The organism is Brevundimonas sp. (genome assembly GCF_050729455.1).
In the GTDB taxonomy this organism is placed as follows: domain Bacteria; phylum Pseudomonadota; class Alphaproteobacteria; order Caulobacterales; family Caulobacteraceae; genus Brevundimonas.
Genome location: NZ_JBOHLI010000005.1, coordinates 38,587 through 60,700 on the forward strand (window position 1 = coordinate 38,587; position 22,114 = coordinate 60,700).

Genomic DNA, 22,114 nt, shown 5'->3' on the forward strand with positions numbered 1-22,114 from the left:
CATGACCCTCGACATCCAGTCCATCACCCGCGCCTATGACGGCCTGCCCGCGCTGGACGACGTCAGCCTGACGGTCCGCGACGGCGAGTTCCTGGCCCTGCTCGGCCCGTCCGGTTCCGGCAAGACCACCCTGCTGCGCATCATGGCCGGGCTGGATCGCCCCTCCGCCGGGCAGGTGCGCTTCAACGGCGAGGACTTCCTGGCCCTTAGCCCGCGCGAGCGTCGCGTCGGCATGGTGTTCCAGAGCTACGCCCTGTTCCGCCACATGACGGTGGCCGACAACATCGCTTTTGGCCTGAAGGTCCGCCCGCGCGGATCGCGCCCCGGACGGGCCGAGATCGCCGAGCGCGTCCACGACCTGCTGCGCCTGATCCAGTTGGAGGGCTTCGGCGCCCGTTACCCCAGCCAGCTTTCAGGCGGCCAGCGCCAGCGCGTCGCCCTGGCCCGCGCCCTGGCCATCGAACCGCGCCTGCTGCTGCTGGACGAGCCCTTCGGCGCCCTGGACGCCCGGGTCCGGCGCGACCTGCGCCGCTGGCTGCGTCAGGTCCACGAGCAGACCGGCGTGACGACCGTCCTCGTCACCCATGATCAGGAAGAGGCGCTGGAACTGGCCGACCGCGTCGCCATCCTGCGTCAGGGCCGCATCGAACAGGTGGACACGCCGCAGGCGCTCTACGACCGTCCCGCCTCGGCCTTCGTCCACGACTTCCTCGGCGAAGGCCTGCAGCTTCAGGCGACCGTCGCGCGCGGCGAGGTCGTGTCGAACGACTGGCGCGCGCCGTCCGACGCCCCGACCGGCGACGCCCTCCTTTGCATCCGGCCCGAAGATCTTGAGGCTGCGGACACGGGTCTGGTCGGGGTGGTCATGTCCAGCCTGCGGCGCGGCGATCGCGCCCGCGTGGCGGTGTCCCTGCACGGCCGCCGTCTGGAATTGGACCGCGCCGTCGGCGACCCGCTGGCGACTCTGGCGCCGGGCGATCCGGTCCGCCTCCACCCCCGTCGTTTCCACGTTCTGGCCAAAAGCGCATGAGCGGCCCCACCGTCGCGGTCATCGGCGCGGGGTTTAGCGGCCTGCTGACCACGCTGAACATCCTGCGGATGTCGCCGGATGTGTCGGTCCAGTTGATCGAGCGACGCGGCGTCTTCGGCCTCGGCCCCGCCTACGCCACCGGCAACCCCAAGCACCTGCTCAACGTCCGCCTGTCGAACATGAGCGCCTTTCCCGATCGGCCGCACCATCTGGCCGACTGGATGGCGGTTCAGCCCGCCTGGTTCGCCCGCGACGACTTCATCACGCGCGGCGATTATGGCCGCTATCTGGCCCATCTGCTCGACGAAGCCCTGCGCCCGGACCGCGACGGCGAACGCCTGTCCCTGATCCGAGGCGAAGTCAGCGCCATCCGCCCGCATGACGGCGGCTGGAAAATCATGCTGGACGGCCGCAGTTCGACCTTCGCCGACGCCGTGGTCCTGGCCCAGGGCAACCTCAGCCCCGCCGCGCCGTCCGGCCTAGACCCCGGTCTGATCGGTTCGGGCCGCTATCTGAGCGATCCGTGGAGCGCGCTGGACGCCCTGCCGCCCGACGCCGACGACATCCTGCTGATCGGCGCGGGCCTGACGATGGTGGACGCCGCCATCGCCCTTCGCCGCCCGGGCCGGCGCTTCACCGCCGTCTCGCGCCACGGCCTGCTGCCGCGCAGCCACGGTTCGACGACCATGCCGCCGCCCCGGCGCACCTATATCGGAGGCCCGGCGGAGGCTTTCAGACAGGCAAGGCTCGCGGCCCGCGAAGACGACTGGCGCGCGGTGGTCGACGATGTGCGCCATTCCGCCCGCGATCTCTGGGGAGCATGGTCCCTGCCCCAACGCAGCCGATTTCTGCGTCACCTGAGGGCGTTATGGGACAATCACCGCCACCGCCTTGCCCCCGGCGTCGCGCGCGAGGTCACCGCCATGCTGGCGTCCGAGGAGCTGGAAGTCACAGCGGCCCGCGTCACCGCGCTTTCGCCTGTCGATGACGAGGTCGAAGCGCTTCTGAAGAATCGAGGCGATCCGCAGCCCCACACACGCCGCTTTGACGCAGTCATCAACTGCTCAGGCCCGACCGGCGACGTCGCGCACAGCAACGAACCCCTGCTGAAAGACCTGCTGAAACAGGGCCTGGCCGCCCCCGCGTCGCTGGGTCTCGGCCTGGCTGTCGATCCGAAGGGCCGACTGATCGACGGCCGAATGCTGGCCCACAACCGCCTTTTCGCCATCGGCCCGCTGACTCGCAGCCTGTTCTGGGAAGCCACCGCCGTGCCCGACCTGCGCGAACACGCCGTAGCCGTGGCCCGCAACGTCCTGGCGGCCCTGCCTCAAGGCGACGAATACAGACAACCATTCCTTCTGGGCGCCGCAAATTCAGTCGGAGCCGAGTATCGCTGAGCAACAAAAAGCCGCCCAAGATCCTTGAGCGGCGACATCTCTGGGTGATGCTTGAAACCATCTGGTGGTTGGCTGGGGAACTAGGACTCGAACCTAGAATGACGGTACCAAAAACCGTAGTGTTACCATTACACCATTCCCCAGCAGGACCAGTGCGCCCCGCGGTTCATCGCCGCGAGGAGCGGTGAGATACGCCAAGGTTCCGGGGGATGCAACACCTGAAAACAGAAGAATTTTCATCAAGCAGCGACTTTTTTCAAAGCGGTGGAATCCGCCCTTGCGAGGTCCGGAACCCGTGGTTATAAGCCCCCTCCTCGACGCAACGACGGCCTCTGGCCCGCGTCGAGAAGAAATGTCGGAGTGTGGCTCAGTCTGGTAGAGCACTGCGTTCGGGACGCAGGGGTCGGAGGTTCGAATCCTCTCACTCCGACCATTTTTCTTACATCGCTGGATGATTTTCCCCTCGCGGGGCCGTGCATTCGCGTGTTCGCGCGTTAAGCTCCGCCGCATGAGCTCGTTGCTTTCCCCTGCCGAAGTCGTCGCCTTCTGGATCGAGGCCGGACCTGAAAAATGGTTCGCCAAGGACGCCGATTTCGACGCAGCCTTCACCGAACGGTGCCGCGAGACTCATTTCGCCGCCGCCCGTCGCGAACTGGACCACTGGACGGCGACGCCCGAGGGGACGCTGGCTCTGATCATCCTGCTGGACCAACTGCCGCGAAACGCCTTTCGCGACACGGCCCACATGTTCGCCACCGATTCCCTGGCCCTGATGTTCGCCAAGGCTGCGATCGCGCGCGGCGACGACCGCAAGGTGGCCGCAGACCTGCGCCCCTTCGTCCTGATGCCGCTGATGCATTCGGAATTCCTGGCGGATCAGGAGACGCTGCTGGCCCTTCTGGACGAGGCCGAAACGCCCGATACGGTGAAATTCGCCGTCATCCACCGCGACATCATCGCCCGCTTCGGCCGTTTCCCCCACCGCAACCCCTGCCTGGGCCGCGAGACCACGGCGGAAGAGGGCCGATTCCTGGCCGGCGATGGCTTCAAGGGGTGACCCGACTTTCTGTGGGCAAGCGAATCGGCGCCCTGTAAAGCGCCACGAATCACCGGCATCCTTATTTCCATGAACGCCGCTGCCGCCCTCGCCGATCTGGAAGTCCGCAGCGGAGCAGCGCCCGCCGATCATCCTGAATGGCAGTATCTCAACCTGCTGCGCGACATCCTCGACAACGGCGTGCGCCGCGACGACCGGACCGGCACCGGCACCCTGGGCGTCTTCGGCCGTCAGATCCGATTCGACCTGTCGAAGGGCTTTCCCCTTCTGACCACCAAGAAGCTGCACACCCGCTCCATCTTCATGGAGTTGCTGTGGTTCCTGCGTGGCGACACCAATATCGGCTGGCTCAAGGAAAACGGCGTCGGCATCTGGGACGAATGGGCCGACGCCAATGGCGATCTCGGCCCCGTCTATGGCAAACAGTGGCGCTCCTGGGCCGCGCCGAACGGCCATAGCATCGACCAGATCCAGAAGTTGATCCACGGCCTGAAGACCAACCCCAACAGCCGCCGCCATATCGTCAGCGCCTGGAACCCGGCCGACGTCGACGACATGGCCCTGCCGCCCTGCCACTGCCTGTTCCAGTTCTTCGTGGCCGACGGCAAGCTGAGCTGCCAGCTGTATCAGCGCAGCGCCGACGTCTTCCTGGGCGTGCCGTTCAACATCGCCTCCTACGCCCTGCTGACCATGATGCTGGCCCAGGTCGTGGGGCTGGAGCCCGGCGACTTCGTCCACACCTTCGGCGACGCTCACCTGTATCTGAACCATCTGGAGCAGGCCGAGCTGCAACTGACCCGCCAGCCCCTGGCCCTGCCGACCCTTACCGTCGCGCCCAAATCCGACCTGTTCGCCTATGAGCTGTCGGACTTCGTGCTGACCGACTACCAGTCCTGGCCGCACATCAAGGCCGCCGTCGCGATTTGAAGCCCATCGAGTTTTCTAACGCCGACGCGCTGATCGTATGGCTCCGCGATTCGAGCCTGCCTGAGGGTTTCATCCTGCTCGATGGATTTCCCGACGCGGGGAAAAGCCATCTCGGTTCCAAGCTTTCGCAATCTCTCGGTCGAGGTTGGGTTCAACTCGACCAAGTGGCGGGCGGGCTACAAATGTCACCAAGCCGACCGCGCTACACCGATTTACTAACAGCAGAAGCCTTCAATGCGGCTGTTGAGCCCAATCACGCCGTTCTCGACGGCGTCACGATGTTGGACATCGCCGACAAGTTTGCCCTTCCGATCAAGGCCCACATCTACGTCAAACGCCTAACCACGCATGGCCTTTGGCCGGAGGAGGACGAACTTCAACTGATTAACCCTCGCGACCTAATCACGTCGCCCAGTGCACTCCGCCTCTGCGTGCGTGAATATCACCAGCGAACGCTACCCCATCAAATGTGCGATGCGCTGCTGACATGGTACCCGACTGAATGAACTTGAAAAACCTCAAGGCGGACGTCCTCCGCATCTCCGACATCTATGCGCGCGAGCATTCCATCGACCGCGACCGCGACTGGGCCCTGCTCAAGCTTCAGGAAGAACTGGGCGAGCTGACCAAGGAGCACCTGAACCTCACAGGCCGCGCCCGCGGCGCGCCCGACGCGACCGCGCTCGGCGACGAGGCGGCGGACGTTCTGGGCATGCTGCTCATCTACTGCGACCACGCCGGCATCGACCTGGAAGCCGCCATGCAGCGCAAATGGTTGAAGTGGCTGGAGCCCAGGGCGCAAACGGCCGAAGCGTAAACTCCCGTATCGCCGTATGGCGAACGCCTGAGACTCGGCGCACCCTCCCTGATCCGCGTCGATGCGGGCGCGTGAAACGGGAGGGTTATCATGTTGAAGAAGTTTGCGGCCGAACTGGTCGGGACGATGGTGCTGGTGCTGTTCGGGTGCGGCGCCGCCGTGCTGGGCGGGTTCGATCATGTGGGTCAGTTGGGCATCGCCCTGGCCTTTGGCTTCGCTATCATCGCCATGGCCTATGGCATCGGCCCGGTGTCGGGCTGTCACGTCAATCCGGCGGTCAGCCTGGGCGCCTTCGTCGCCGGACGCATGAGCGCCAAGGACATGCTGGTCTACTGGATCGCCCAGTTCATCGGCGCCGTCATCGGCGCGGCCATCCTCGGCCTGATCGCCAAGACCGGCTTCGCCAGCCTGGGCCAGAACGGCTTCGACGCCGGATCGCCGGGCGGATACGGCCTGCACGCCGCCCTGATCTTCGAAATCGTGGCCACGGCCATCTTCATCATCGCCATCCTGGGCGTGACGGGCGCCAAGGGGCACGGCGCCTTCGCCGGCGTCGCCATCGGCATCACCCTGGCCGTCATCCACATCGTCGGCATTCAGGTGACGGGCGTCTCGGTCAACCCGGCCCGCAGCTTCGGCCCGGCCCTGCTGGTCGGCGGGCAAGCCCTGAGCCAGGTCTGGGTCTTCTTCGTCGCCCCGGCCATCGGCGCGGTGATCGGCGCGGCCTTCTTCCGCTTGAAACTGCTAGAGCCAGAGGCCTAAGTCGGCATTGAGGGGGCGGCGTCGCGTCGCCCCCGCCTGCCGGAGTTCGCCAGTGTCTGTTCCCAAGATCGCCCTCGTCGTCGCCCGCGCCAGGAACGGCGTCATCGGTCGCGACGGCGACCTGCCGTGGCGGCTGCGCTCGGACCTGCAGCGCTTCAAGGCCGTCACCGTCGGCAAGCCCTGCATCATGGGCCGCAAGACCTGGGAAAGCCTGCCGCTCAAGCCCCTGCCCGGTCGCCTGAACATCGTCCTGACCAGGGACGGCTCCTATGAACCCGAGGGCATGGCCAAGGGTGCCCTCGTTTGCTCGAACCTGAGCGAAGCCCTGTCCATCGCGCGCGAAACCGCCGTCGAGGACGGCGTGGACGAGGTCTGCGTCATCGGCGGCACGGCCTTGTTCGAAGCCGTTCTGCCCCGCGCCCAGCGCCTCTACATCACCGAGGTCGAGGCCGAGCCCGAGGGCGACGCCCATTTCCCCGCCTTTGACGAAGCCGCTTTCGTCGAGACCCTGTCGGAAGCCCATCCGGCGGGCGAGAAGGACGACCACGCCTTCACCTTCCGCACTTTGGACCGCCGCTGAACCGGAGACACGACCATGATCGTCGCCACCACCAATGACCTGGCCGGCCATCGCATCGTCCGCCATATCGGCATGGTGCGCGGCGTTACCGTGCGCTCGCGCAATCTCGTCTCGGACGCCATCGGCGGGGTGCAGTCGATGATCGGCGGTCGTGTCGGGGCCTATGTGAAGCTGGCCGAGGCCGCGCGTCAGGAGGCCTATGACGAACTGGTCGCCCATGCGCGGGACATGGGCGCCAACGCCATCCTGGCCATGCGCTATGACGCCAACGAGATCATGCCCGGCGTGACCGAGGTCCTCGCCTACGGCACGGCGGTCATGGTCGAACCAGCCTGACGGATCAGGCGGCAGGGATCACCGCGCCGTCGTACTTCTTGGTGATGAAGTCCTTGACCGCCTGGCTGCGCAGAGCGGTCGCAAGGGCCTGAACGCGCGGGTCGTTCTGGTTGTCGGGACGCGCCACCAGATAGTTCACATAGGGGCTGTCGGCGCCTTCCAGCGACAGGGCGTCGGTCTTGGGCTTCAGTCCGGCGTCCAGCGCATAGTTGGTGTTGATCACCGCGGCGTCGACCTGAGGCAGGATGCGCGGGATGGTGGCGGCCTCGACCTCCTGGAACTTGAGGCCCTTGGGATTGGTCGCGATGTCGCGCACGGTCTGCAGCGGATTGGTCGGGTCGCGCAGGGTGATCAGGCCCGCCGCCTGCAGAAGCAGCAGCGACCGCCCGGTGTTCGAGGCGTCGTTCGGCAACACCACCTGCGCCCCGTTCGGGATCGTCGCCAGCGTCGTGTGCTTCTTGGAATAGACGCCCAACGGCTCGACGTGGACGCCCGCCACCGTCACCAGATCGGCGCCACGCGCGATATTGAACTCGTCCAGATAGGGCTTGGTCTGGAAGTAGTTCACATCTAGCCGTTTTTCAGACAGTTGCACGTTCGGTTGAACGTAGTCGTTGAAGACCTTGATCTCGATCGGCACGCCCTCGGCGGCCAGGATCGGCTTCACCACCTCCAGGATCTCGGCGTGCGGGACGGCGGTCGCGCCGACCAGCAGAGGCGCGCCCTCGGCGCCCGCCTTCTTCTCTCCACCCTGGCCGCAGGCAGCGAGCGTCAGGACGGCGACGGCGGACAGCAGCAGCGAACGGCGGATCATGGGGCGGGCTCTCAGGAAATCAGCGGTGCGAGACCTTAGCGACCAGACGGTCGCCGATCATCTGCAGAATTTGTACGAGGATCAGCAGCAGAACTACGGTCACGACCATGACGTCGGTCTGGAACCGCTGATAGCCGAAACGCACGGCCAGATCGCCCAGACCGCCCGCGCCGACCACGCCCGCCATGGCGGTGTAGCTGACCAGGGCGATGGCCGTGACCGTGGCCCCGGCGATGATGCCCGGCAGGGCCTCGGGCAACAGGGCCCGCGTCACGATCTGGAAGGTCGAACCGCCCATGGCCTGGGTCGCCTCGACCACGCCCTTGTCGACTTCGCGCAGGGCCGTCTCGACCAGACGCGCATAGAAGGGCGCGGCCCCCACGACCAGCGGCGGAATGGCCCCGGCCACGCCCAGCGAGGTGCCGACCAGCAGCACCGTCACCGGCAGCATGACGATCAGCAGGATGATGAAGGGCACCGACCGCAGCACGTTGACGATCAACGACAGCACGGCGTTCAGCATCGGATTGGCCGCCAGCCGCCCCTTGCCCGACAGATACAGCAGCACGCCCAGCGGCACGCCCAGAATGACCGTCAGCACCAGCGACCCGCCCAGCATCAGCAGGGTGTCGACGGTGGCGCGGCCGATCTCTGCCCAATCAACATTGTCGAACATCAGATGCTCTCCACCGTCACGCCGCGCGCAGTCAGTTGCGCCACCGCCGCCTCGGCGTCGCCGCCCGTAAAGGCCACAACCAACTGGCCATAGGGCTCGCCCCGGATGCGGCTGATCCGCCCCGACAGGATGGAATAGTCCACGCCCACCGTCCGCGCGACGCGGCTCAGTTCCGGCTCATAGGTCGAGCCGCCGCGGAAGGTCAGCCTGGCCATCCGCGCGCCGGCCGGCACGACCGAGGCGTCGAACGCCTCTTCGCCCTCGGCCAGCATGGCGCGGGTCACGGGATGCTGCGGGTGCAGGAAGACGTCCGCCGTCGCGCCCTGCTCCACGATCCTGCCGTCCTTCAGCACCGCCACCCGGTCGCAGACGCGGCGCACCACCTCCATCTGGTGGGTGATCAGCACGATGGTCAGGCCCAGGTCGCGGTTCAGCCCGTCCAGCAGGGTCAGGATGTCCTCGGTCGTCTCCGGATCCAGCGCGCTGGTCGCCTCGTCGCACAGCAGGACGCTGGGACCACAGGCCAGGGCGCGGGCGATGCCGACGCGTTGCTTCTGGCCGCCCGACAACTGGGCCGGATGCTTCTTGGCGTGCTCGGCCAGGCCCAGTTGCTCCAGCAACTGGGCCGTGCGCGCCTTGACCTCGGCCTCGGGCCGCCCCTCCAGCCGCAAGGGGAAGGCGACGTTGTCCTCGATGGTCTTGGCGTTCAGCAGGTTGAAGTGCTGGAAGATCATGCCGATCCGACGCCGCGCGGCGCGCAGCTCGGCGGGCTTAAGGGCCGTGATTTCCTGGTCATCGACGAAGATACGGCCCGCGTCAGGCGTCTCCAGTCGATTGATGGCGCGGATCAGGGTCGACTTGCCGGCGCCGGAACGCCCGACCACGCCGAACACCTCGCCGCGACCGATGGTCAGGTCGACAGCGTCCAGCGCCGTGCGCTCGCCCGCCGCGCTGCGATAGCGCCGGGTCACGCCTTCCAGTCGGATCATGTCAGTCGGCATCCAGGGCGGCGGCGGGGATGATGGTCACGCTCTCGCCGCAGCCGCAGGCGTCGGTCTCGTTCGGATTGCGGAACACGAACTTGGAGGCCAGCTTGGTCGTCTCGTAATCGATCTCGGAGCCGATCAGGAACAGTACGGCCTTGGGTTCGATCAGGATGGTGACGCCCTTGTCCTCGACCACCTCATCCAGCGGCTCGATCTGCTCGGCATAGGCAAAGGTGTATTCCTGACCGGCGCAGCCGCCGTTCTTCACCCCGACGCGCAGGCCGACGTAGTCCTTTTCCGCATTGGCCATGATCTCGCGCACGCGCGCAGCGGCGGCGTCGGTCAGGGTCACGGCCTTGGGCCGGGGGCGGCGTGGTCGGGCGGCGGTCTGAAGCTCGGTCATCGATGCGTCCTCAGAACATGTTCAGGGCCAGCTTGGCCTCGTCGCTCATCTTGGAGGAATCCCACGGCGGGTCGAACACCAGATTGGCCCGTGCGGACTTCACGCCCTCGACCTTCATCACCGCCGCCTCGACCCAGCCGGGCATTTCACCGGCCACGGGACAGCCCGGCGCCGTCAGCGTCATCTCGACCAGGACGTCGCGGTCGTCGGACACGTCCACCTTGTAGATCAGGCCCAGCTCATAGATGTCGACCGGGATTTCCGGGTCGTACACCGTCTTCAGCGCCTCGATCAGGTCGTCGGTCAGCTTGTCCAACTCAGCCTGCGACAGGGCGCTCTTCTGCGGCTCGTCCCAGCTGGCGGCGAAGGCGTCGCTGTCGCTGATCGCAGTTTCGGTCTTGGCGTCGTCCATACTCGTCACACGAAAAAGTTCCGCGCCTTGATCAGCGCATCCACGAAGCCATCTGTATCCTCCATGGTGTTATATAGGGCGAAGGAGGCGCGCGTGCTCGAGGTCACGCCCAGCCTTTTCGCCAGCGGTTCGGCGCAGTGCAGCCCGGCCCGCACGGCGACGCCGTAGCGGTCCATGATCTGGGCCACGTCATGAGCGTGCGCGCCCTCGACGGCGAAGGTCAGCAGCGCGCCCTTGCCCTCGGCCTCGCCCAGCACCCGCAGCCAGCCGGCGTCGGCCAGCCGCGAACGGGCGTGATCGTAAAGCGCCATCTCATGCGCAGCCACGGCCTGCCGATCAAAGCCCGACAACCATTCCAGCGCCGCGCCCAGACCGACAGCCTCCAGGATCGGCGGCGTGCCCGCCTCGAACCGATGCGGCGGCTTGGCGTAGGTCACGCGCTCCTTCTCGACCGTCTCGATCATCTCGCCCCCGCCCTGATAGGGCGGCAGGCTCTCCAGAGCCTCGGTCGTGCCGTAGAGGGCGCCGACGCCGGTCGGGCCATACAGCTTGTGGCCGGTGATGACGTACCAATCGCAGCCGACCGCCTGAACGTCCGGCGTCGCATGAACCGCGCCCTGGCAACCGTCGACCAGCACCCGGGCCCCGGCCGCGTGGGCCAGACAGGTGATCTCGGCGATCGGATTGATGGTGCCCAGCACGTTCGACATGTGGGTGACGGCGACGACCTTGGTCCTCGGCCCCAGCAGGTCGGCGAAGGCCGCCATGTCCAGCGAGCCGTCGTCCTTGATCGGCGCCCATTTCAGCACCGCGCCCTTGCGCTCGCGCAGCAGATGCCAGGGCACGATGTTGGAGTGGTGCTCCATCTCGGTGACGATGATCTCATCGCCCGGCTCGATGCTCAGGCCGATCCCGTTGGCGACCAGATTGATCGCCTCGGTCCCGCCCTTGGTCCAGACGATGTTCTCGCCCGAGGGCGCGTTCAGGAAGCGGGCGACGATCTCGCGCGCCGCCTCGAAGGCCTCGGTGGCCTCGTTCGACAGGGTGTGCAGACCCCGGTGGACGTTGGCGTAGCTGCCCTCCATCGCCCCCACCATGGCGTCGATCACCGCGCGCGGCTTCTGCGCCGAGGCGGCGTTGTCCAGATAGACCAGCGGCTTGCCGTTCACCTGTCGCGACAGGATCGGGAACTGCGCCCGCGCGGCATAGGGATCGAATTTGGTCATAGGCGAGCCGTCAGCCATTCGCGCACCACGCCCTTCGCCGCCTCGTCCTCGATGCGGTCGACGACCTCGAACAGGAAGGCCTGAACCAGCAGGGCGCGGGCCTCGTCGGCGGGAATGCCGCGCTGCTGCATGTAGAACAGCGCGCTTTCATCCAGCGTCCCCACCGTGTTGCCGTGCGCGCACTGCACGTCGTCGGCATAGATGATCAGCTCAGGCTTGGCGTCGATCTCGCCGCGCTCGCTGGCGATCAGGGCGTGGTGGCCCATGCGGGCGTCGGTGCCGTCGGCCCCGCGCTCGACGATGATCTTGCCCTGAAACACGCCGCGCGCCGTGTCGTGGACGACGCCCTTGATAAGCTGAGACGTCTGACCATCCGGTCCCCGGTGATCAACGACGCTGGTCAGATCGACGTGGCGGTCGCCCTTCAGCACGTACAGACCGTCCATGCGAACGGTCGCGCCCTCCCCGGCATGAGCGATGCGGGTTTCCAGTCGCTGCAACCGCGCACCGGTCGCCGCGACGGTCTGACGATAGGCGGCGTTCTTCGAGAGATGCACTTCGGCAGACGTCACCGAAATCGCATCCTGCGGCTCTTCGATCAGGACGATACGCTCAAGCGTAGCGCCTTCATGGACGAAGAACTCGATCAGGGTGTTCGACAGATAGGCTTCGCCCCAACCCTCATGGGATTCCAGAAGGGTGGCGTGGGCGCCGGTTTCGACCACCACGCCGATACGCGCATGGTGACCGGTTTTCACGGCATCGCTCAGCAGGCGCAGAGCAAGGGCGCGCGGCGCGCCCGCCTTGAATGAAATGATGTAGACGCCTTCCAGCGCCTTGGCGGCGGCCAGCGCCCCCATAGGCATCTCGTCGGCCATACGAGGCGCATCGGGGCCGGCGTGATGCGCGACCTCTATGCCTTCCTCAAGGCTGTCTTCCGACCACCAGTTCAGGCGACCATTGGCGATCAACACCTCATTGGTGGTCAGCGCCTTGAACGGCCCATCGTTCGGCTCGCCTTCGGGCAAGGCGGGGGACAGCGGCGGTTCATCACGAACCCAGCGACGCAGGTCGGAATATTTCCAGGCCTCGGTGCGTCGCGACGGAATGGTCTCGACGGCCTTCAGATCAATGCGAACCGGGGCGCTCACGCGGCGGTCGGCAGGAACTTGTCGTACCCTTCCGCCTCCAGCTCCAGCGCCAGTTCGGGCCCGCCCGAGGCGACGATGCGGCCTGCGGCCAGCACGTGCACCTTGTCCGGTTTGATGTAGTCCAGCAGGCGCTGATAGTGGGTGATGACCAGCATGGACCGGTCGGCGCGACGCAGGGCGTTCACCCCCTCCGACACGATGCGCAGGGCGTCGATGTCGAGGCCGGAGTCCGTCTCGTCCAGGATCAGCAGCGACGGCTCCAGCAGGGCCATCTGCAGAATCTCCATTCGCTTCTTCTCGCCGCCCGAGAAGCCGACGTTCAGCGGCCGCTTCAGCATGTCGAAGTCCATCTTCAGCGCCTGCGACGCCGCCTTGACCAGTTTCAGGAAGGCGGGCGCCGAGACCTCCTCCTCGCCGCGCGCCCGCTTCTGGGCGTTCAGCGCCGTGCGGATGAAGGTCATGGCCGGAACGCCGGGGATCTCCATCGGATACTGGAAGGACAGGAAGACGCCCGCCGCCGCGCGCTCGGCCGGGTCCAGGTCCAGCAGATCCTTGCCGTTCCACGAGGCGGAACCGTCGGTGACTTCGTAGCCGGGACGGCCCGACAGGCTGTAGCCCAGCGTCGACTTGCCGGCCCCGTTCGGCCCCATGACGGCGTGCACTTCGCCCGCCGGCACTTCGAGCGTCAGGCCCTTGAGGATCGGCTTGTCAGCGACCGAGACGTGGAGGTTGTTGATAGAAAGCATGGTTCTCACAGGTCCGAACGAGTGGACACAAAGCCGTTGTAAGCGATGATCAAAATGACCAATGCGCCGAGGACGATCTGGCCGAAGGTCTTCTGCCCATTGAAAAGCAAGGCAAGGCCGGTTGCGCCGAGAGCAAGGAAGACGCCGAGGCCGATGAAACCAAAGCGCCGCGCCTTCGGTCCCTTGGGATAGAAGCCGGTCAGCCGACGATTGAAGAAGCGCTCGTGGAAGCTCGTCACCCCACGCTCCCCTCAAGGCTGATCGCCACCAGCTTCTGCGCCTCGACGGCGAACTCCATCGGCAGTTCCTGCAGGACGTCGCGGACGAAGCCGTTGACCAGCAGGGCCACCGCCTCCTCCTCCGACAGGCCGCGCTGCTGGGCGTAGAAGAGTTGATCTTCCGACAGGCGCGTCGTCGTCGCCTCGTGCTCCAGCTGGGCCGAGCCGTTGCGGGCCTCGATATAGGGGATGGTGTGCGAGCCGCACTCCTTGCCGATCAGCAGGCTGTCGCACTGGGTGAAGTTGCGCACGCCCGTCGCCTTGGGATGCACCGAGACCAGGCCGCGATAGGTCGAGTCCGACTTGCCCGCCGACACCGCCTTGGCGATAATCCGGGACTTCGAGTTCTTGCCCAGGTGGATCATCTTGGTGCCGGTGTCGGCCTGCTGATGTCCGTTGGTGATGGCGATGGAATAGAACTCACCCGAGCTTTCCTCGCCCTTCAGGATGCAGGACGGGTATTTCCAGGTGACGGCAGAGCCGGTCTCGACCTGGGTCCAGCTGACCTTCGACCGGTCGCCGCGGCAGTCGGCGCGCTTGGTGACGAAGTTGTAGATGCCGCCCTTGCCCTCGGCGTCGCCGGGGTACCAGTTCTGAACCGTCGAGTATTTCACCTCGGCGTCGTCCAGGGCCACGATCTCCACGACCGCCGCGTGCAGCTGGTTCTCGTCGCGCATCGGCGCGGTGCAGCCTTCCAGATAGGAGACGTAGCTGCCCTTGTCGGCGATGATCAGGGTCCGCTCGAACTGGCCGGTCTGGCTGGCGTTGATGCGGAAATAGGTCGACAGCTCCATCGGGCAGCGCACGCCCGGCGGGATGTAGACGAAGGACCCGTCCGAAAAGACCGCGCTGTTCAGGGCCGCGAAATAGTTGTCCGACACCGGCACGACCGAGCCGAGATATTGGCGCACCAGATCAGGATATTCGCGCAAGGCCTCGGAAATCGGCATGAAAATCACGCCGACCTTGGCCAGTTCTTCCTTGAAGGTGGTCACGACCGAGACGCTGTCGAAGACGGCGTCCACGGCCACCTTGGGGGCGCCCTGCACGCCGGCCAGAACCTCCTGCTCCTTCAGCGGGATGCCCAGCTTGGCGTAAACGGCCAGCAGTTCGGGATCGACCTCGTCGAGGGACTTCGGCCCCTCCTTCTGCTTCGGCGCGGCGTAATAGTAGAGGTCCTGATAGTCGACAGGCTCATATTTCACCGCCGCCCAGGTCGGCTCCTCCATCGCCAGCCAGCGCTCGAAGGCGGCCAGGCGCCATTCCAGCATCCACTCCGGCTCGCCCTTCTTTTCGGAGATGAAGCGAACGATGTCGGCGTTCAGACCCTTGGGCGCGAACTCCTGCTCGATGTCCGAGGTGAAGCCGTGCGCATACTTCTCCAGCGCGGCGACAGCTTCGACAGTTTCCTTAACAGCAGCCATAACTTACGCGACTTCCTTCACGCGCTCAGACAGGCGCGCCTTGTGCTTTTCCCAGGCCGAGACCCAGGCCTCGGCGAACCGATCCCAGTCGCCTTGCGTCGTGCCCCAGCCGCCGGAGACGCGCACGCCCCCGGTCGCCAGATGATCCAGCCCCATGGCGCTGATCGCCTTCGACGGTTTGACCTTGCCCGACGAACAGGCCGAACCGGCCGAGACCATGACCCCGACCAGATCCAGGGTGATCAGCTGCTGCGGGCTGTCCCAGCCTTCGACGGCCATGAACAGCGTGTTGGGCAGACGTTCGACCGCGCCGCCGATAATGGTCGCCCCGGCCGCCTCGACCTTGGCCGCTGCCGCGTCGCGCCAGGCGACATGGGCCATGGCCGCGTCCAGATCGCGCGCGGCGCAATCGGCGGCCACACCAAAGCCGGCGATGCCTGGCACGTTCTCGGTCCCGGCGCGCAGGCCGCGCTCCTGACCCGCGCCATGCAGGATGCGGACGGCGGCGACGCCTTCCTTCAGCACCAGAGCGCCCACGCCCTGCGGTCCGCCCAGCTTGTGCGCCGACAGGGTCAGACTGTCCGCGTCCAGAGCCCGCATATCGACCGGGATCTTGCCCGCCGACTGGATAGCGTCGACGTGCAGCCAGCCGCCTGCCGCACGAACCAGAGCCGCCGCCTCAGCGATGGGCTGGATCACGCCGCTTTCATTGTTCGCATGATGGATGGCCACGACCGCGCGGCCAGGACGCGCCAGCGCCTCGGCCAGCCAGGCCAAGTCGACCACGCCGTTCTCATCGACCGGCAGGACCTCGACCGGAACGCCGCTGACAGCGGCGGCTTCAGCCACGCAAGGATGCTCGGTCGCGCCGACGATCAGCCGCTCGCAGCCCGCTGCCAAAGCGCTGACGACAGCCTGGGCGTTGGATTCCGTGCCGCCCGAGGAAAAGATGACAGCGGTGGGATCGGCGCCGACCAGTTCGGCCACCTGGGCCCGCGCCGTCTCGATGCGCGCCCGCGCCCGGCGACCGGCGGCGTGCACCGCCGACGGATTGCCGTTGTCGGCCAGGGCCTTGGCCATAATGTCTTGCACTTCGGGACGAACCAGTCCCGAGGCGTTGTAATCCAGATAGACGCTCACGCCGCCGCCTCCATGCCCGCAGCAGTCGGGGTTGCACCCATGCGCGCCTGACCCGTGCGGTTCTGGATCACGTCCTCCAGACTGACGCTGGCGAGGTAGCGGTGGATCTCCTGACCCAGGTCTTCCCACAGGTGGTGGGTGATGCAGCGTTCGCCCTTGATCATGCAGCCCTTGGGCGACCCGGCGCCGACGCAGCGCGTGGCGCGGATGGGCTCGTCGACCGCCAGAACGATCTCGGCCACCGCCGTCTCATGCGCCTCGCGGGCTAGGCGATAGCCGCCGCCGGGGCCGCGCACGCTCTTGACCAGACCGCTTTTGCGCAAGCGTGCGAACAACTGCTCCAGATAGCTGAGAGAGATTTCCTGACGCGTCGCGATCTCGGCCAGCGACACCGCCCGGTCGGCGCCGTTGCGCGCCAGATCGGCCATCGCCATCACGGCGTATCGTCCTTTTGTCGACAGGCGCATCAAAAGCCCTCAAAATTTACGCGCTTTTCGGGGCTCTTGTGCTAGAACCCGCGCCCTCGCAGACAAGTGCGCCACGCTGTGCGGACTTAGAAAGTCCTACTGTGTTGGTCAAGTATTGTCCGCCCGCGAAACGACAGTTGAAGACAGGATTCCGCTGATCCATGCCTGAAGTCATTCTTCCCGGCGCCTCGGGCCGCATCGAAGGCCGCTATTCGCCCGGCAAGCGCCCCAACGCGCCCATCGCCCTGATCCTGCACCCGCACCCCAAGGCGGGCGGGCATATGAACAACCCGGTGGCGGTGACCCTGCACCAGCTGTTCGTCCAGCGCGGCTTCGCCACGCTGCGCTACAACTCGCGCGGCGTCGGCAAGTCGCAGGGCGAGTTCGACAGCGGCATCGGCGAGCTGGCCGACGCGGCCACGGCCCTGGACTGGCTGCAAGCCAACAACCCCGCCGCCACCCAGACCTGGGTCGCCGGCTACCAGTTCGGCGCCTATATCGGGATGCAGCTGTTGATGCGTCGGCCGGAAACGGACGGCTTCATCTCAGTGTCGCCGCCCTCGAACATGTACGATTTCAGCTTCCTGGCTCCCTGCCCGGCCTCGGGCCTGTTCCTGCACGGCACGGCCGACACCGTGGTGCCGCCGGTCGAGGTCGAGCGCGTGGTCAACAAGCTGCGCACGCAAAAAGGCATCGTCATCGACTATGAACTGGAAGAGGGCGCGAGCCACTTCTGGCAGGACCATATCGGCGCGGTCGAGCGTCGCGTCGGCGCCTATCTGGACAAGCGCCTGGAAGAAAACCCGGCCTGATCAGGCTTATGTGTCGACCCGGGCTTCGGCCCGGGTCTTCCATATCGACCACAGGATGCCCGCGGCCAGGATGGCGGCCGTCACGCCGAGCGAGATCGCCGGCGGAAACTTCTCCAGCCCCAGCAGGGGCGCGGCGAAGACCTTCCCCCCGATAAAGACCAGCAGGACCGCCAGCGCCTGCTTCAGATAGGCGAAGCGGTGCATCACCGCCGCCAGCGCGAAATACAGCGCCCGAAGCCCCAGAATGGCGAAAATGTTGGACGTATAGACGACGAAGGTGTCGGTCGTGATGGCGAAGACCGCCGGCACGGAATCCACGGCGAAGATGACGTCGGCGATCTCGATCGTCACCAGGGCCAGGAACAGCGGCGTGGCCCGCAGCGTCGCCTGACCCCGACGGTTCAGCTGACGCACGAAGAAATGATGGCCGTGCAGGCTGTCCGTCACCTTGATCCGCCGCTTCAGCCAGGTGAGGACGCCGTGTCCGACATTCGCATCCGCCCCCCGTCGGGCGGTGATCATCCTTCCTCCCGTGAAGATCAGGAAGGCCGCGAAGACGTACAGCACCCATTCATACCGGCTGACCAGGGCCGCGCCGCCCGCGATCATCACCGCCCTCAGTATGATGACGCCCAGCACACCCCAGAACAGCACCCGGTGCTGATAGAGGCGCGGGATGCCGAACGCGGTGAAGATCAGGGCGATGACGAAGACATTGTCCATCGCCAGGCTTTTCTCGACGGCGAACCCGGTCAGAAACTCCAGACCGCTGTCCGCCCCCAGCTCTCGCCACACCCAGCCGCCGAACAACAGGGCGATGACGATGTACATGGCCGACAGCAGCAGGCTCTCGCGAACGCCGATCTCGCGCTCTGTCCGGTGCAGGACGCCAAGATCCAGCGCCAACAAAGCGACGACCACGCCGATGAAGGCCGCCCACATCCAGGCCGGCTTCCCCATCCAGTCGACGACAAGAAACTCCATTCGACGCCTCGAGACCGCACTCAACCATGACCGCGCACACTGCGATCCTTGCGGTCCGACATCACGATCAGGGTCGCCAGAGGGGCCCGGTCCGCACTGTTGCTAACGCGAACCCGAGCCGCGCGTTCGCCAGGAAACGCAAATGACTCAGTGGTCGCCCTCCGCCGCCGCGAGGGCTGCAGGTCGGTGGGCGCGCACGCACCAAACGACGCTGACGACCATCAGGATCATGGCGACGACCTCGATGACGGTCGGCCCGCGCCCTTCCCAGAGGAGCCGTAGAGGAAGGCGAACAGGGTCTCTGACACGATCATCTGGCCCAACATGGTCAGGGGCAGCAGGCGGCTGGCCTGGTTCCAGAAGGCGTTGCCGATGATGGAGGCGAGGACGGCGACGGCGACGCTGACACCGATCAGCCGCATCCAGGCTTCGCCCGACCAGGCGCCCATGGTCAGGAGCGCCGGGACGGCCAGCAACAGGGCGAACCCGCCCGTGACCACGCCGGTCAGCAGCGACCAGTCGTGCGGCGAAACGTCGGGAAGCCGCCCCATCCAGCGGCTGTTACCAACCGCGAAGGCCGACCACGACAGCAGGGCGGCCAGCGCGCAGGCCAGACCGATCAGGGTCTGCAGGCCGTCATGGCCCGCAGCGCCCGTCTGGCTCAGGGATTCCCAGCCGATCAGGCCGACCGCCAGGGCCGCCACGGCGATAGGCGGCGCCACGCGCGCCAGCGGCGGCGAATCCTTGTCCTTCAGCCCCCACAGGGCCACCACGACCGGCACCATGCCGACGATCAGGGCCGAGGCCCCGACGCCGGCGAAATGGACGCTGACCACCAGGAAGACGAAATAGACGATGTTCCCGGCCAGGCTCAGCCAGGCCAGCGCCCGCCACGCCTTCCAATCCAGCGCTGCGGTCACGCGCCGCCAGCGCGGGGCGATCAGCAGGGCGGCGATCAGGCCATAGGCGAGGTAGCGTCCCGCCGTCAGCATCATCGGCGAGGCCTCGGGCGCGACCTTGGGCGCCAGGAAGACCAGCCCCCACAGGGCCCCGGCCGCCACGCCGCTGGCGACGCCCCAGAACCGCTGGGATTGGGCCAGGCTCACTGTTCGCCGGGCTCCACGATACGGCCGCCGGTCATGGGTTCGGCCACGCCCGTCGTGCCGGGGAAGCTGATCGGCAGGCCCAGCAGACAGCGCGCGGCCAGGAAGGCGAAGGCCTCGGCCTCGATCGAGTCGCCGCGCCAGCCCTCGTCCTCGGCGGTCGTGACCGGCACGCCCGCGCGCTCGCGGATGGCCCCCAGCAGCACCGGATTATGCCGCCCGCCGCCGCAGGCCACGACCTTGGTCGGACGTTCCGAGCAGCGCGCCACGCCTAGCGCCACAGCCTGGGCCGCAAAGGCCGTCAGCGTCGCCGCCGCGTCCTCCAGCGACAAGCCCGCCACCGGGTCCAGCGAGAAGTCGAACCGATCCAGCGACTTCGGCCCCGTCGCCGCGAAATAGGGATGGGCCAGATAGGCGTCCAGCACGGCCTGATCGACAGTTCCCGCCGCCGCCAGACGACCACCTTCATCCATGCGCTTCTTGCCGCGCGACTGGACCAGCAGGTCGACCATGCCGTTGGCCGGGCCGGTGTCGAAGGCCTCCAGACCGCCGTCAGCGCGGATCAGGGTGATGTTGCCGACCCCGCCCAGGTTCAGCACGGCGACCGGCCCGCTCAGGCCCGCCTTCTTCACCAGGGCCGCATGATAGACGGGGGCCAGGGGCGCCCCCTGCCCGCCCGCCGCCACGTCCGCGCTGCGGAAATCATAGGCGGTGCGCACGCCCAGCCCCTCGGCCACGCTGAGCGCGTCGATCAACTGTACGGTGCGGCCCGGCAGCTCCGGCGTCGGCGCCTCGTGCAGCACGGTCTGACCATGCACCCCGACCAGATCCAGGGCGCTGGACTTCACGCCGTTCACCGCCATGAAGCTGAGCGCCGCCGCCAGATGGGCGTCCGCCACGGCCATGCGGGCGTCCTCGAAGCTGTCGGGTTCTTCCTCATCGCGCTCCCAGTCCAGGGCGTCCTCAATGGCGTCCTCGACGATGGCGCGCGTCTCGGCGTCCAGCTTCATCTCGCCGGCCGGGCCAAAGCTGATGATGTTCTCGCCATCGGTTTCGATCACCGCCATGTCCACGGCGTCGAGCGAGGTGCCGGTCATGAAGCCGAGCACGCGAAGGGTCTTGGTCGAGGAGGAGGTCGTCATGGCGGGTTGACTGCCACGTCGCGCACGCCGTAGCTAGCGCCCATGATCGCCGTCCGCGCCATTTCCGGCCTGTATTACCGTTCGCTGAGCTAGCGAGCGGCCGCGATCTCGTGCCGCCTTCGCTGGCGGCGCGACTTCCCGAAAGGAAGACGGCCGCCGGCATCCCTGCTACGGAGCCGTCCATGACCGACCAAGCCTTCAAGTCCGACTTCCTCAAGACCCTGCAATCGCGCGGCTATATTCACCAGGTGACCCACCCGGTGGAGCTGGACGAGGCCGCCTCGAACGGGATCGTGACGGCCTACATCGGCTTCGACGCCACGGCCCCCAGCCTGCACGTCGGCAGCCTGATCCAGATCATGATGCTGCGCCGTCTGCAGCAGGCCGGGCACAAGCCCGTCGTCCTGATGGGCGGCGGCACGACCAAGGTCGGCGACCCGACCGGCAAGGACGCCTCGCGCCCGCAACTGACCGACGAGACCATCCAGGCCAACATCGCCTCGATCAAGACCGTGTTCGAAAAGTTCCTGACCTTCGGCGATGGCCCGTCGGACGCGGTCATGGTCGACAATGACGAATGGCTGTCCAAGTTCGGCTACGTCGAGTTCTTGCGTGATTACGGCACCCACTTCACGGTCAACCGGATGCTGAGCTTCGACTCGGTCAAGCTGCGCCTCGAGCGCGAGCAGCCGATGACCTTCCTCGAGTTCAACTACATGCTGATGCAGTCGGTGGACTTCCTGGAGCTGAACCGCTCGCTGAACGTGACGCTGCAGATGGGCGGCTCGGACCAGTGGGGCAACATCACCTCGGGCGTCGATCTGGTGCGCCGCGTGGACCAGAAGGCCTCCTACGGCCTGACCACGCCGCTGCTGACCACGGCCTCGGGCGGCAAGATGGGCAAGACGGCGCAGGGCGCGGTCTGGCTGAACGCCGAGCAGCTCAGCCCCTATGACTACTGGCAGTTCTGGCGCAACGCCGAGGACGCCGACGTCGGTCGCTTCATGCGCCTGTTCACCGACCTGCCGCTGGACCAGATCGCGCTGTTCGAGGCCATGGAAGGCGCTGAGATCAACGAGGCCAAGAAGGCCCTGGCCGACGCCGCGACCTCGATGCTGCACGGCTCGGAAGCGGCCCAGGCCGCTCGCGCCGCCGCCGAGGCCGCCTTCGAAAAAGGCCAGCTGTCGGCCGACCTGCCGACCGTCGAACTGCCGAAGGATGAGGTGATCGGCGCCATGATCGCCGCCGTCGTGACCAAGGCCGGCCTGACCGCCTCCAACGGCGAGGCTCGTCGCCTAGCCCAGGGCGGCGGCCTGCGTCTGAACGACGAAGCGATCGCCGACGGCGCGCGCCTGATCGAGGCTGGCGACATCAACGCCGACGGCGTGCTCAAGCTAGCCGCCGGCAAGAAGAAGATCGTGCTGGTCAAGCCGGTCTAAGGAGC

Annotated in this window: 26 protein-coding genes and 2 tRNA genes; 12 read left to right on the top strand and 16 right to left on the bottom strand. The window is 66.7% G+C overall.

Annotated features, from left to right (window positions below; genetic code table 11):
• The first annotated feature begins 1 nt into the window (after nucleotide 1).
• Nucleotides 2-1,030 carry a sulfate/molybdate ABC transporter ATP-binding protein gene (locus tag ACREEF_RS02665; protein ID WP_431564066.1) on the top strand — a complete coding sequence of 343 codons (1,029 nt, stop codon included), beginning with the start codon at nucleotides 2-4 and terminating at the stop codon, nucleotides 1,028-1,030.
• Nucleotides 1,027-2,427 carry an FAD/NAD(P)-binding protein gene (locus tag ACREEF_RS02670; protein WP_431564067.1) on the top strand — a complete coding sequence of 467 codons (1,401 nt, stop codon included), beginning with the start codon at nucleotides 1,027-1,029 and terminating at the stop codon, nucleotides 2,425-2,427. Before ACREEF_RS02665 ends, ACREEF_RS02670 begins: the two co-directional genes overlap by 4 nt.
• A gap of 69 nt (nucleotides 2,428-2,496) precedes the next feature.
• Here ACREEF_RS02670 and ACREEF_RS02675 read toward each other — a convergent pair.
• Nucleotides 2,497-2,570: transfer RNA gene (locus tag ACREEF_RS02675), tRNA-Gln, on the bottom strand.
• A 213-nt stretch (nucleotides 2,571-2,783) separates the two neighbouring features.
• On the opposite strand from ACREEF_RS02675, the gene ACREEF_RS02680 reads away from it, so the two are divergent.
• The 8 genes from ACREEF_RS02680 to ACREEF_RS02715 all read left to right on the top strand — a co-directional run bounded on the left by ACREEF_RS02680 (nucleotide 2,784) and on the right by ACREEF_RS02715 (nucleotide 6,906).
• Nucleotides 2,784-2,860, top strand: a tRNA-Pro gene (locus ACREEF_RS02680).
• 75 nt (nucleotides 2,861-2,935) lie between these two features.
• Nucleotides 2,936-3,484: a DUF924 family protein gene (locus ACREEF_RS02685; protein ID WP_431564068.1), complete on the top strand. Its 549-nt coding sequence runs from the start codon at nucleotides 2,936-2,938 to the stop codon at nucleotides 3,482-3,484.
• Between the two features lie 69 nt (nucleotides 3,485-3,553).
• Nucleotides 3,554-4,411, top strand: a complete 858-nt coding sequence (locus tag ACREEF_RS02690; RefSeq protein WP_431564069.1) for a thymidylate synthase — start codon at nucleotides 3,554-3,556, stop codon at nucleotides 4,409-4,411.
• A complete protein-coding gene (locus ACREEF_RS02695; protein ID WP_431564070.1) occupies nucleotides 4,408-4,917 on the top strand; it encodes a hypothetical protein in 510 nt (169 codons plus the stop codon). The genes ACREEF_RS02690 and ACREEF_RS02695 overlap by 4 nt, the downstream gene beginning before the upstream one ends.
• Complete coding sequence (locus ACREEF_RS02700; protein WP_431564071.1) at nucleotides 4,914-5,228, top strand: phosphoribosyl-ATP pyrophosphohydrolase; 315 nt, start codon at nucleotides 4,914-4,916, stop codon at nucleotides 5,226-5,228. The genes ACREEF_RS02695 and ACREEF_RS02700 overlap by 4 nt, the downstream gene beginning before the upstream one ends.
• A 90-nt stretch (nucleotides 5,229-5,318) precedes the next feature.
• The gene (locus tag ACREEF_RS02705; protein ID WP_431564072.1) at nucleotides 5,319-5,990 is read left to right on the top strand and encodes an aquaporin; all 672 of its coding nucleotides are present in this window, start codon (nucleotides 5,319-5,321) and stop codon (nucleotides 5,988-5,990) included.
• 52 nt (nucleotides 5,991-6,042) lie between these two features.
• Nucleotides 6,043-6,570: a dihydrofolate reductase gene (locus ACREEF_RS02710; RefSeq protein ID WP_431564073.1), complete on the top strand. Its 528-nt coding sequence runs from the start codon at nucleotides 6,043-6,045 to the stop codon at nucleotides 6,568-6,570.
• Between the two features lie 15 nt (nucleotides 6,571-6,585).
• Entirely contained in the window at nucleotides 6,586-6,906 is a 321-nt protein-coding gene (locus tag ACREEF_RS02715; protein WP_431564074.1) for a YbjQ family protein, read from the top strand.
• 4 nt (nucleotides 6,907-6,910) lie between these two features.
• Here the strand turns inward: ACREEF_RS02715 and ACREEF_RS02720 are convergent, their stop codons facing one another.
• From ACREEF_RS02720 to ACREEF_RS02775, 12 genes are read right to left on the bottom strand one after another with little or no spacing between them, the layout of a single operon-like run.
• Nucleotides 6,911-7,720, bottom strand: coding sequence for a MetQ/NlpA family ABC transporter substrate-binding protein (locus ACREEF_RS02720; RefSeq protein ID WP_431564075.1), 810 nt, complete (start codon nucleotides 7,718-7,720; stop codon nucleotides 6,911-6,913).
• Between the two features lie 19 nt (nucleotides 7,721-7,739).
• A complete protein-coding gene (locus ACREEF_RS02725; protein WP_431564076.1) occupies nucleotides 7,740-8,396 on the bottom strand; it encodes a methionine ABC transporter permease in 657 nt (218 codons plus the stop codon).
• A complete protein-coding gene (locus tag ACREEF_RS02730) occupies nucleotides 8,396-9,385 on the bottom strand; it encodes a methionine ABC transporter ATP-binding protein (RefSeq protein WP_431564077.1) in 990 nt (329 codons plus the stop codon). The genes ACREEF_RS02725 and ACREEF_RS02730 overlap by 1 nt, the downstream gene beginning before the upstream one ends.
• A 1-nt stretch (nucleotide 9,386) precedes the next feature.
• Nucleotides 9,387-9,785 carry a HesB/IscA family protein gene (locus tag ACREEF_RS02735; protein WP_114816505.1) on the bottom strand — a complete coding sequence of 133 codons (399 nt, stop codon included), beginning with the start codon at nucleotides 9,783-9,785 and terminating at the stop codon, nucleotides 9,387-9,389.
• 10 nt (nucleotides 9,786-9,795) lie between these two features.
• On the bottom strand, nucleotides 9,796-10,197 hold the full coding sequence (locus ACREEF_RS02740) for an SUF system Fe-S cluster assembly protein (RefSeq protein ID WP_431564106.1): 402 nt from the start codon (nucleotides 10,195-10,197) through the stop codon (nucleotides 9,796-9,798).
• Between the two features lie 5 nt (nucleotides 10,198-10,202).
• The gene (locus ACREEF_RS02745; protein WP_431564078.1) at nucleotides 10,203-11,423 is read right to left on the bottom strand and encodes an aminotransferase class V-fold PLP-dependent enzyme; all 1,221 of its coding nucleotides are present in this window, start codon (nucleotides 11,421-11,423) and stop codon (nucleotides 10,203-10,205) included.
• Complete coding sequence (gene sufD, locus ACREEF_RS02750) at nucleotides 11,420-12,574, bottom strand: Fe-S cluster assembly protein SufD (protein ID WP_431564079.1); 1,155 nt, start codon at nucleotides 12,572-12,574, stop codon at nucleotides 11,420-11,422. Before sufD ends, ACREEF_RS02745 begins: the two co-directional genes overlap by 4 nt.
• Nucleotides 12,571-13,320 (bottom strand): Fe-S cluster assembly ATPase SufC, encoded by a 750-nt coding sequence (sufC, locus tag ACREEF_RS02755; protein ID WP_431564080.1) that lies wholly within the window; start codon nucleotides 13,318-13,320, stop codon nucleotides 12,571-12,573. Before sufC ends, sufD begins: the two co-directional genes overlap by 4 nt.
• A gap of 5 nt (nucleotides 13,321-13,325) precedes the next feature.
• Complete coding sequence (locus ACREEF_RS02760; protein ID WP_431564081.1) at nucleotides 13,326-13,559, bottom strand: hypothetical protein; 234 nt, start codon at nucleotides 13,557-13,559, stop codon at nucleotides 13,326-13,328.
• Entirely contained in the window at nucleotides 13,556-15,022 is a 1,467-nt protein-coding gene (gene sufB / locus ACREEF_RS02765) for a Fe-S cluster assembly protein SufB (RefSeq protein ID WP_431564082.1), read from the bottom strand. Before sufB ends, ACREEF_RS02760 begins: the two co-directional genes overlap by 4 nt.
• A 3-nt stretch (nucleotides 15,023-15,025) precedes the next feature.
• A complete protein-coding gene (locus tag ACREEF_RS02770; protein ID WP_431564083.1) occupies nucleotides 15,026-16,162 on the bottom strand; it encodes a cysteine desulfurase family protein in 1,137 nt (378 codons plus the stop codon).
• Complete coding sequence (locus tag ACREEF_RS02775) at nucleotides 16,159-16,629, bottom strand: Rrf2 family transcriptional regulator (protein WP_431564084.1); 471 nt, start codon at nucleotides 16,627-16,629, stop codon at nucleotides 16,159-16,161. Before ACREEF_RS02775 ends, ACREEF_RS02770 begins: the two co-directional genes overlap by 4 nt.
• Before the next feature lie 161 nt (nucleotides 16,630-16,790).
• Between ACREEF_RS02775 and ACREEF_RS02780 the strand changes: the two genes are divergently transcribed.
• Nucleotides 16,791-17,441 (top strand): alpha/beta hydrolase, encoded by a 651-nt coding sequence (locus tag ACREEF_RS02780; RefSeq protein WP_207827275.1) that lies wholly within the window; start codon nucleotides 16,791-16,793, stop codon nucleotides 17,439-17,441.
• 6 nt (nucleotides 17,442-17,447) lie between these two features.
• On the opposite strand, the gene ACREEF_RS02785 is transcribed toward ACREEF_RS02780, so the two are convergent.
• The 3 genes from ACREEF_RS02785 to ACREEF_RS02795 form a co-directional block, all read right to left on the bottom strand.
• A complete protein-coding gene (locus tag ACREEF_RS02785; RefSeq protein WP_431564085.1) occupies nucleotides 17,448-18,425 on the bottom strand; it encodes a TerC family protein in 978 nt (325 codons plus the stop codon).
• 227 nt (nucleotides 18,426-18,652) lie between these two features.
• Nucleotides 18,653-19,531, bottom strand: coding sequence for a DMT family transporter (locus ACREEF_RS02790; RefSeq protein ID WP_431564086.1), 879 nt, complete (start codon nucleotides 19,529-19,531; stop codon nucleotides 18,653-18,655).
• Nucleotides 19,528-20,670 carry an anhydro-N-acetylmuramic acid kinase gene (locus ACREEF_RS02795; protein ID WP_431564087.1) on the bottom strand — a complete coding sequence of 381 codons (1,143 nt, stop codon included), beginning with the start codon at nucleotides 20,668-20,670 and terminating at the stop codon, nucleotides 19,528-19,530. Before ACREEF_RS02795 ends, ACREEF_RS02790 begins: the two co-directional genes overlap by 4 nt.
• A 182-nt stretch (nucleotides 20,671-20,852) precedes the next feature.
• Between ACREEF_RS02795 and tyrS the strand changes: the two genes are divergently transcribed.
• Nucleotides 20,853-22,109 carry a tyrosine--tRNA ligase gene (gene tyrS, locus ACREEF_RS02800; RefSeq protein WP_431564088.1) on the top strand — a complete coding sequence of 419 codons (1,257 nt, stop codon included), beginning with the start codon at nucleotides 20,853-20,855 and terminating at the stop codon, nucleotides 22,107-22,109.
• Nucleotides 22,110-22,114 lie beyond the last annotated feature (5 nt).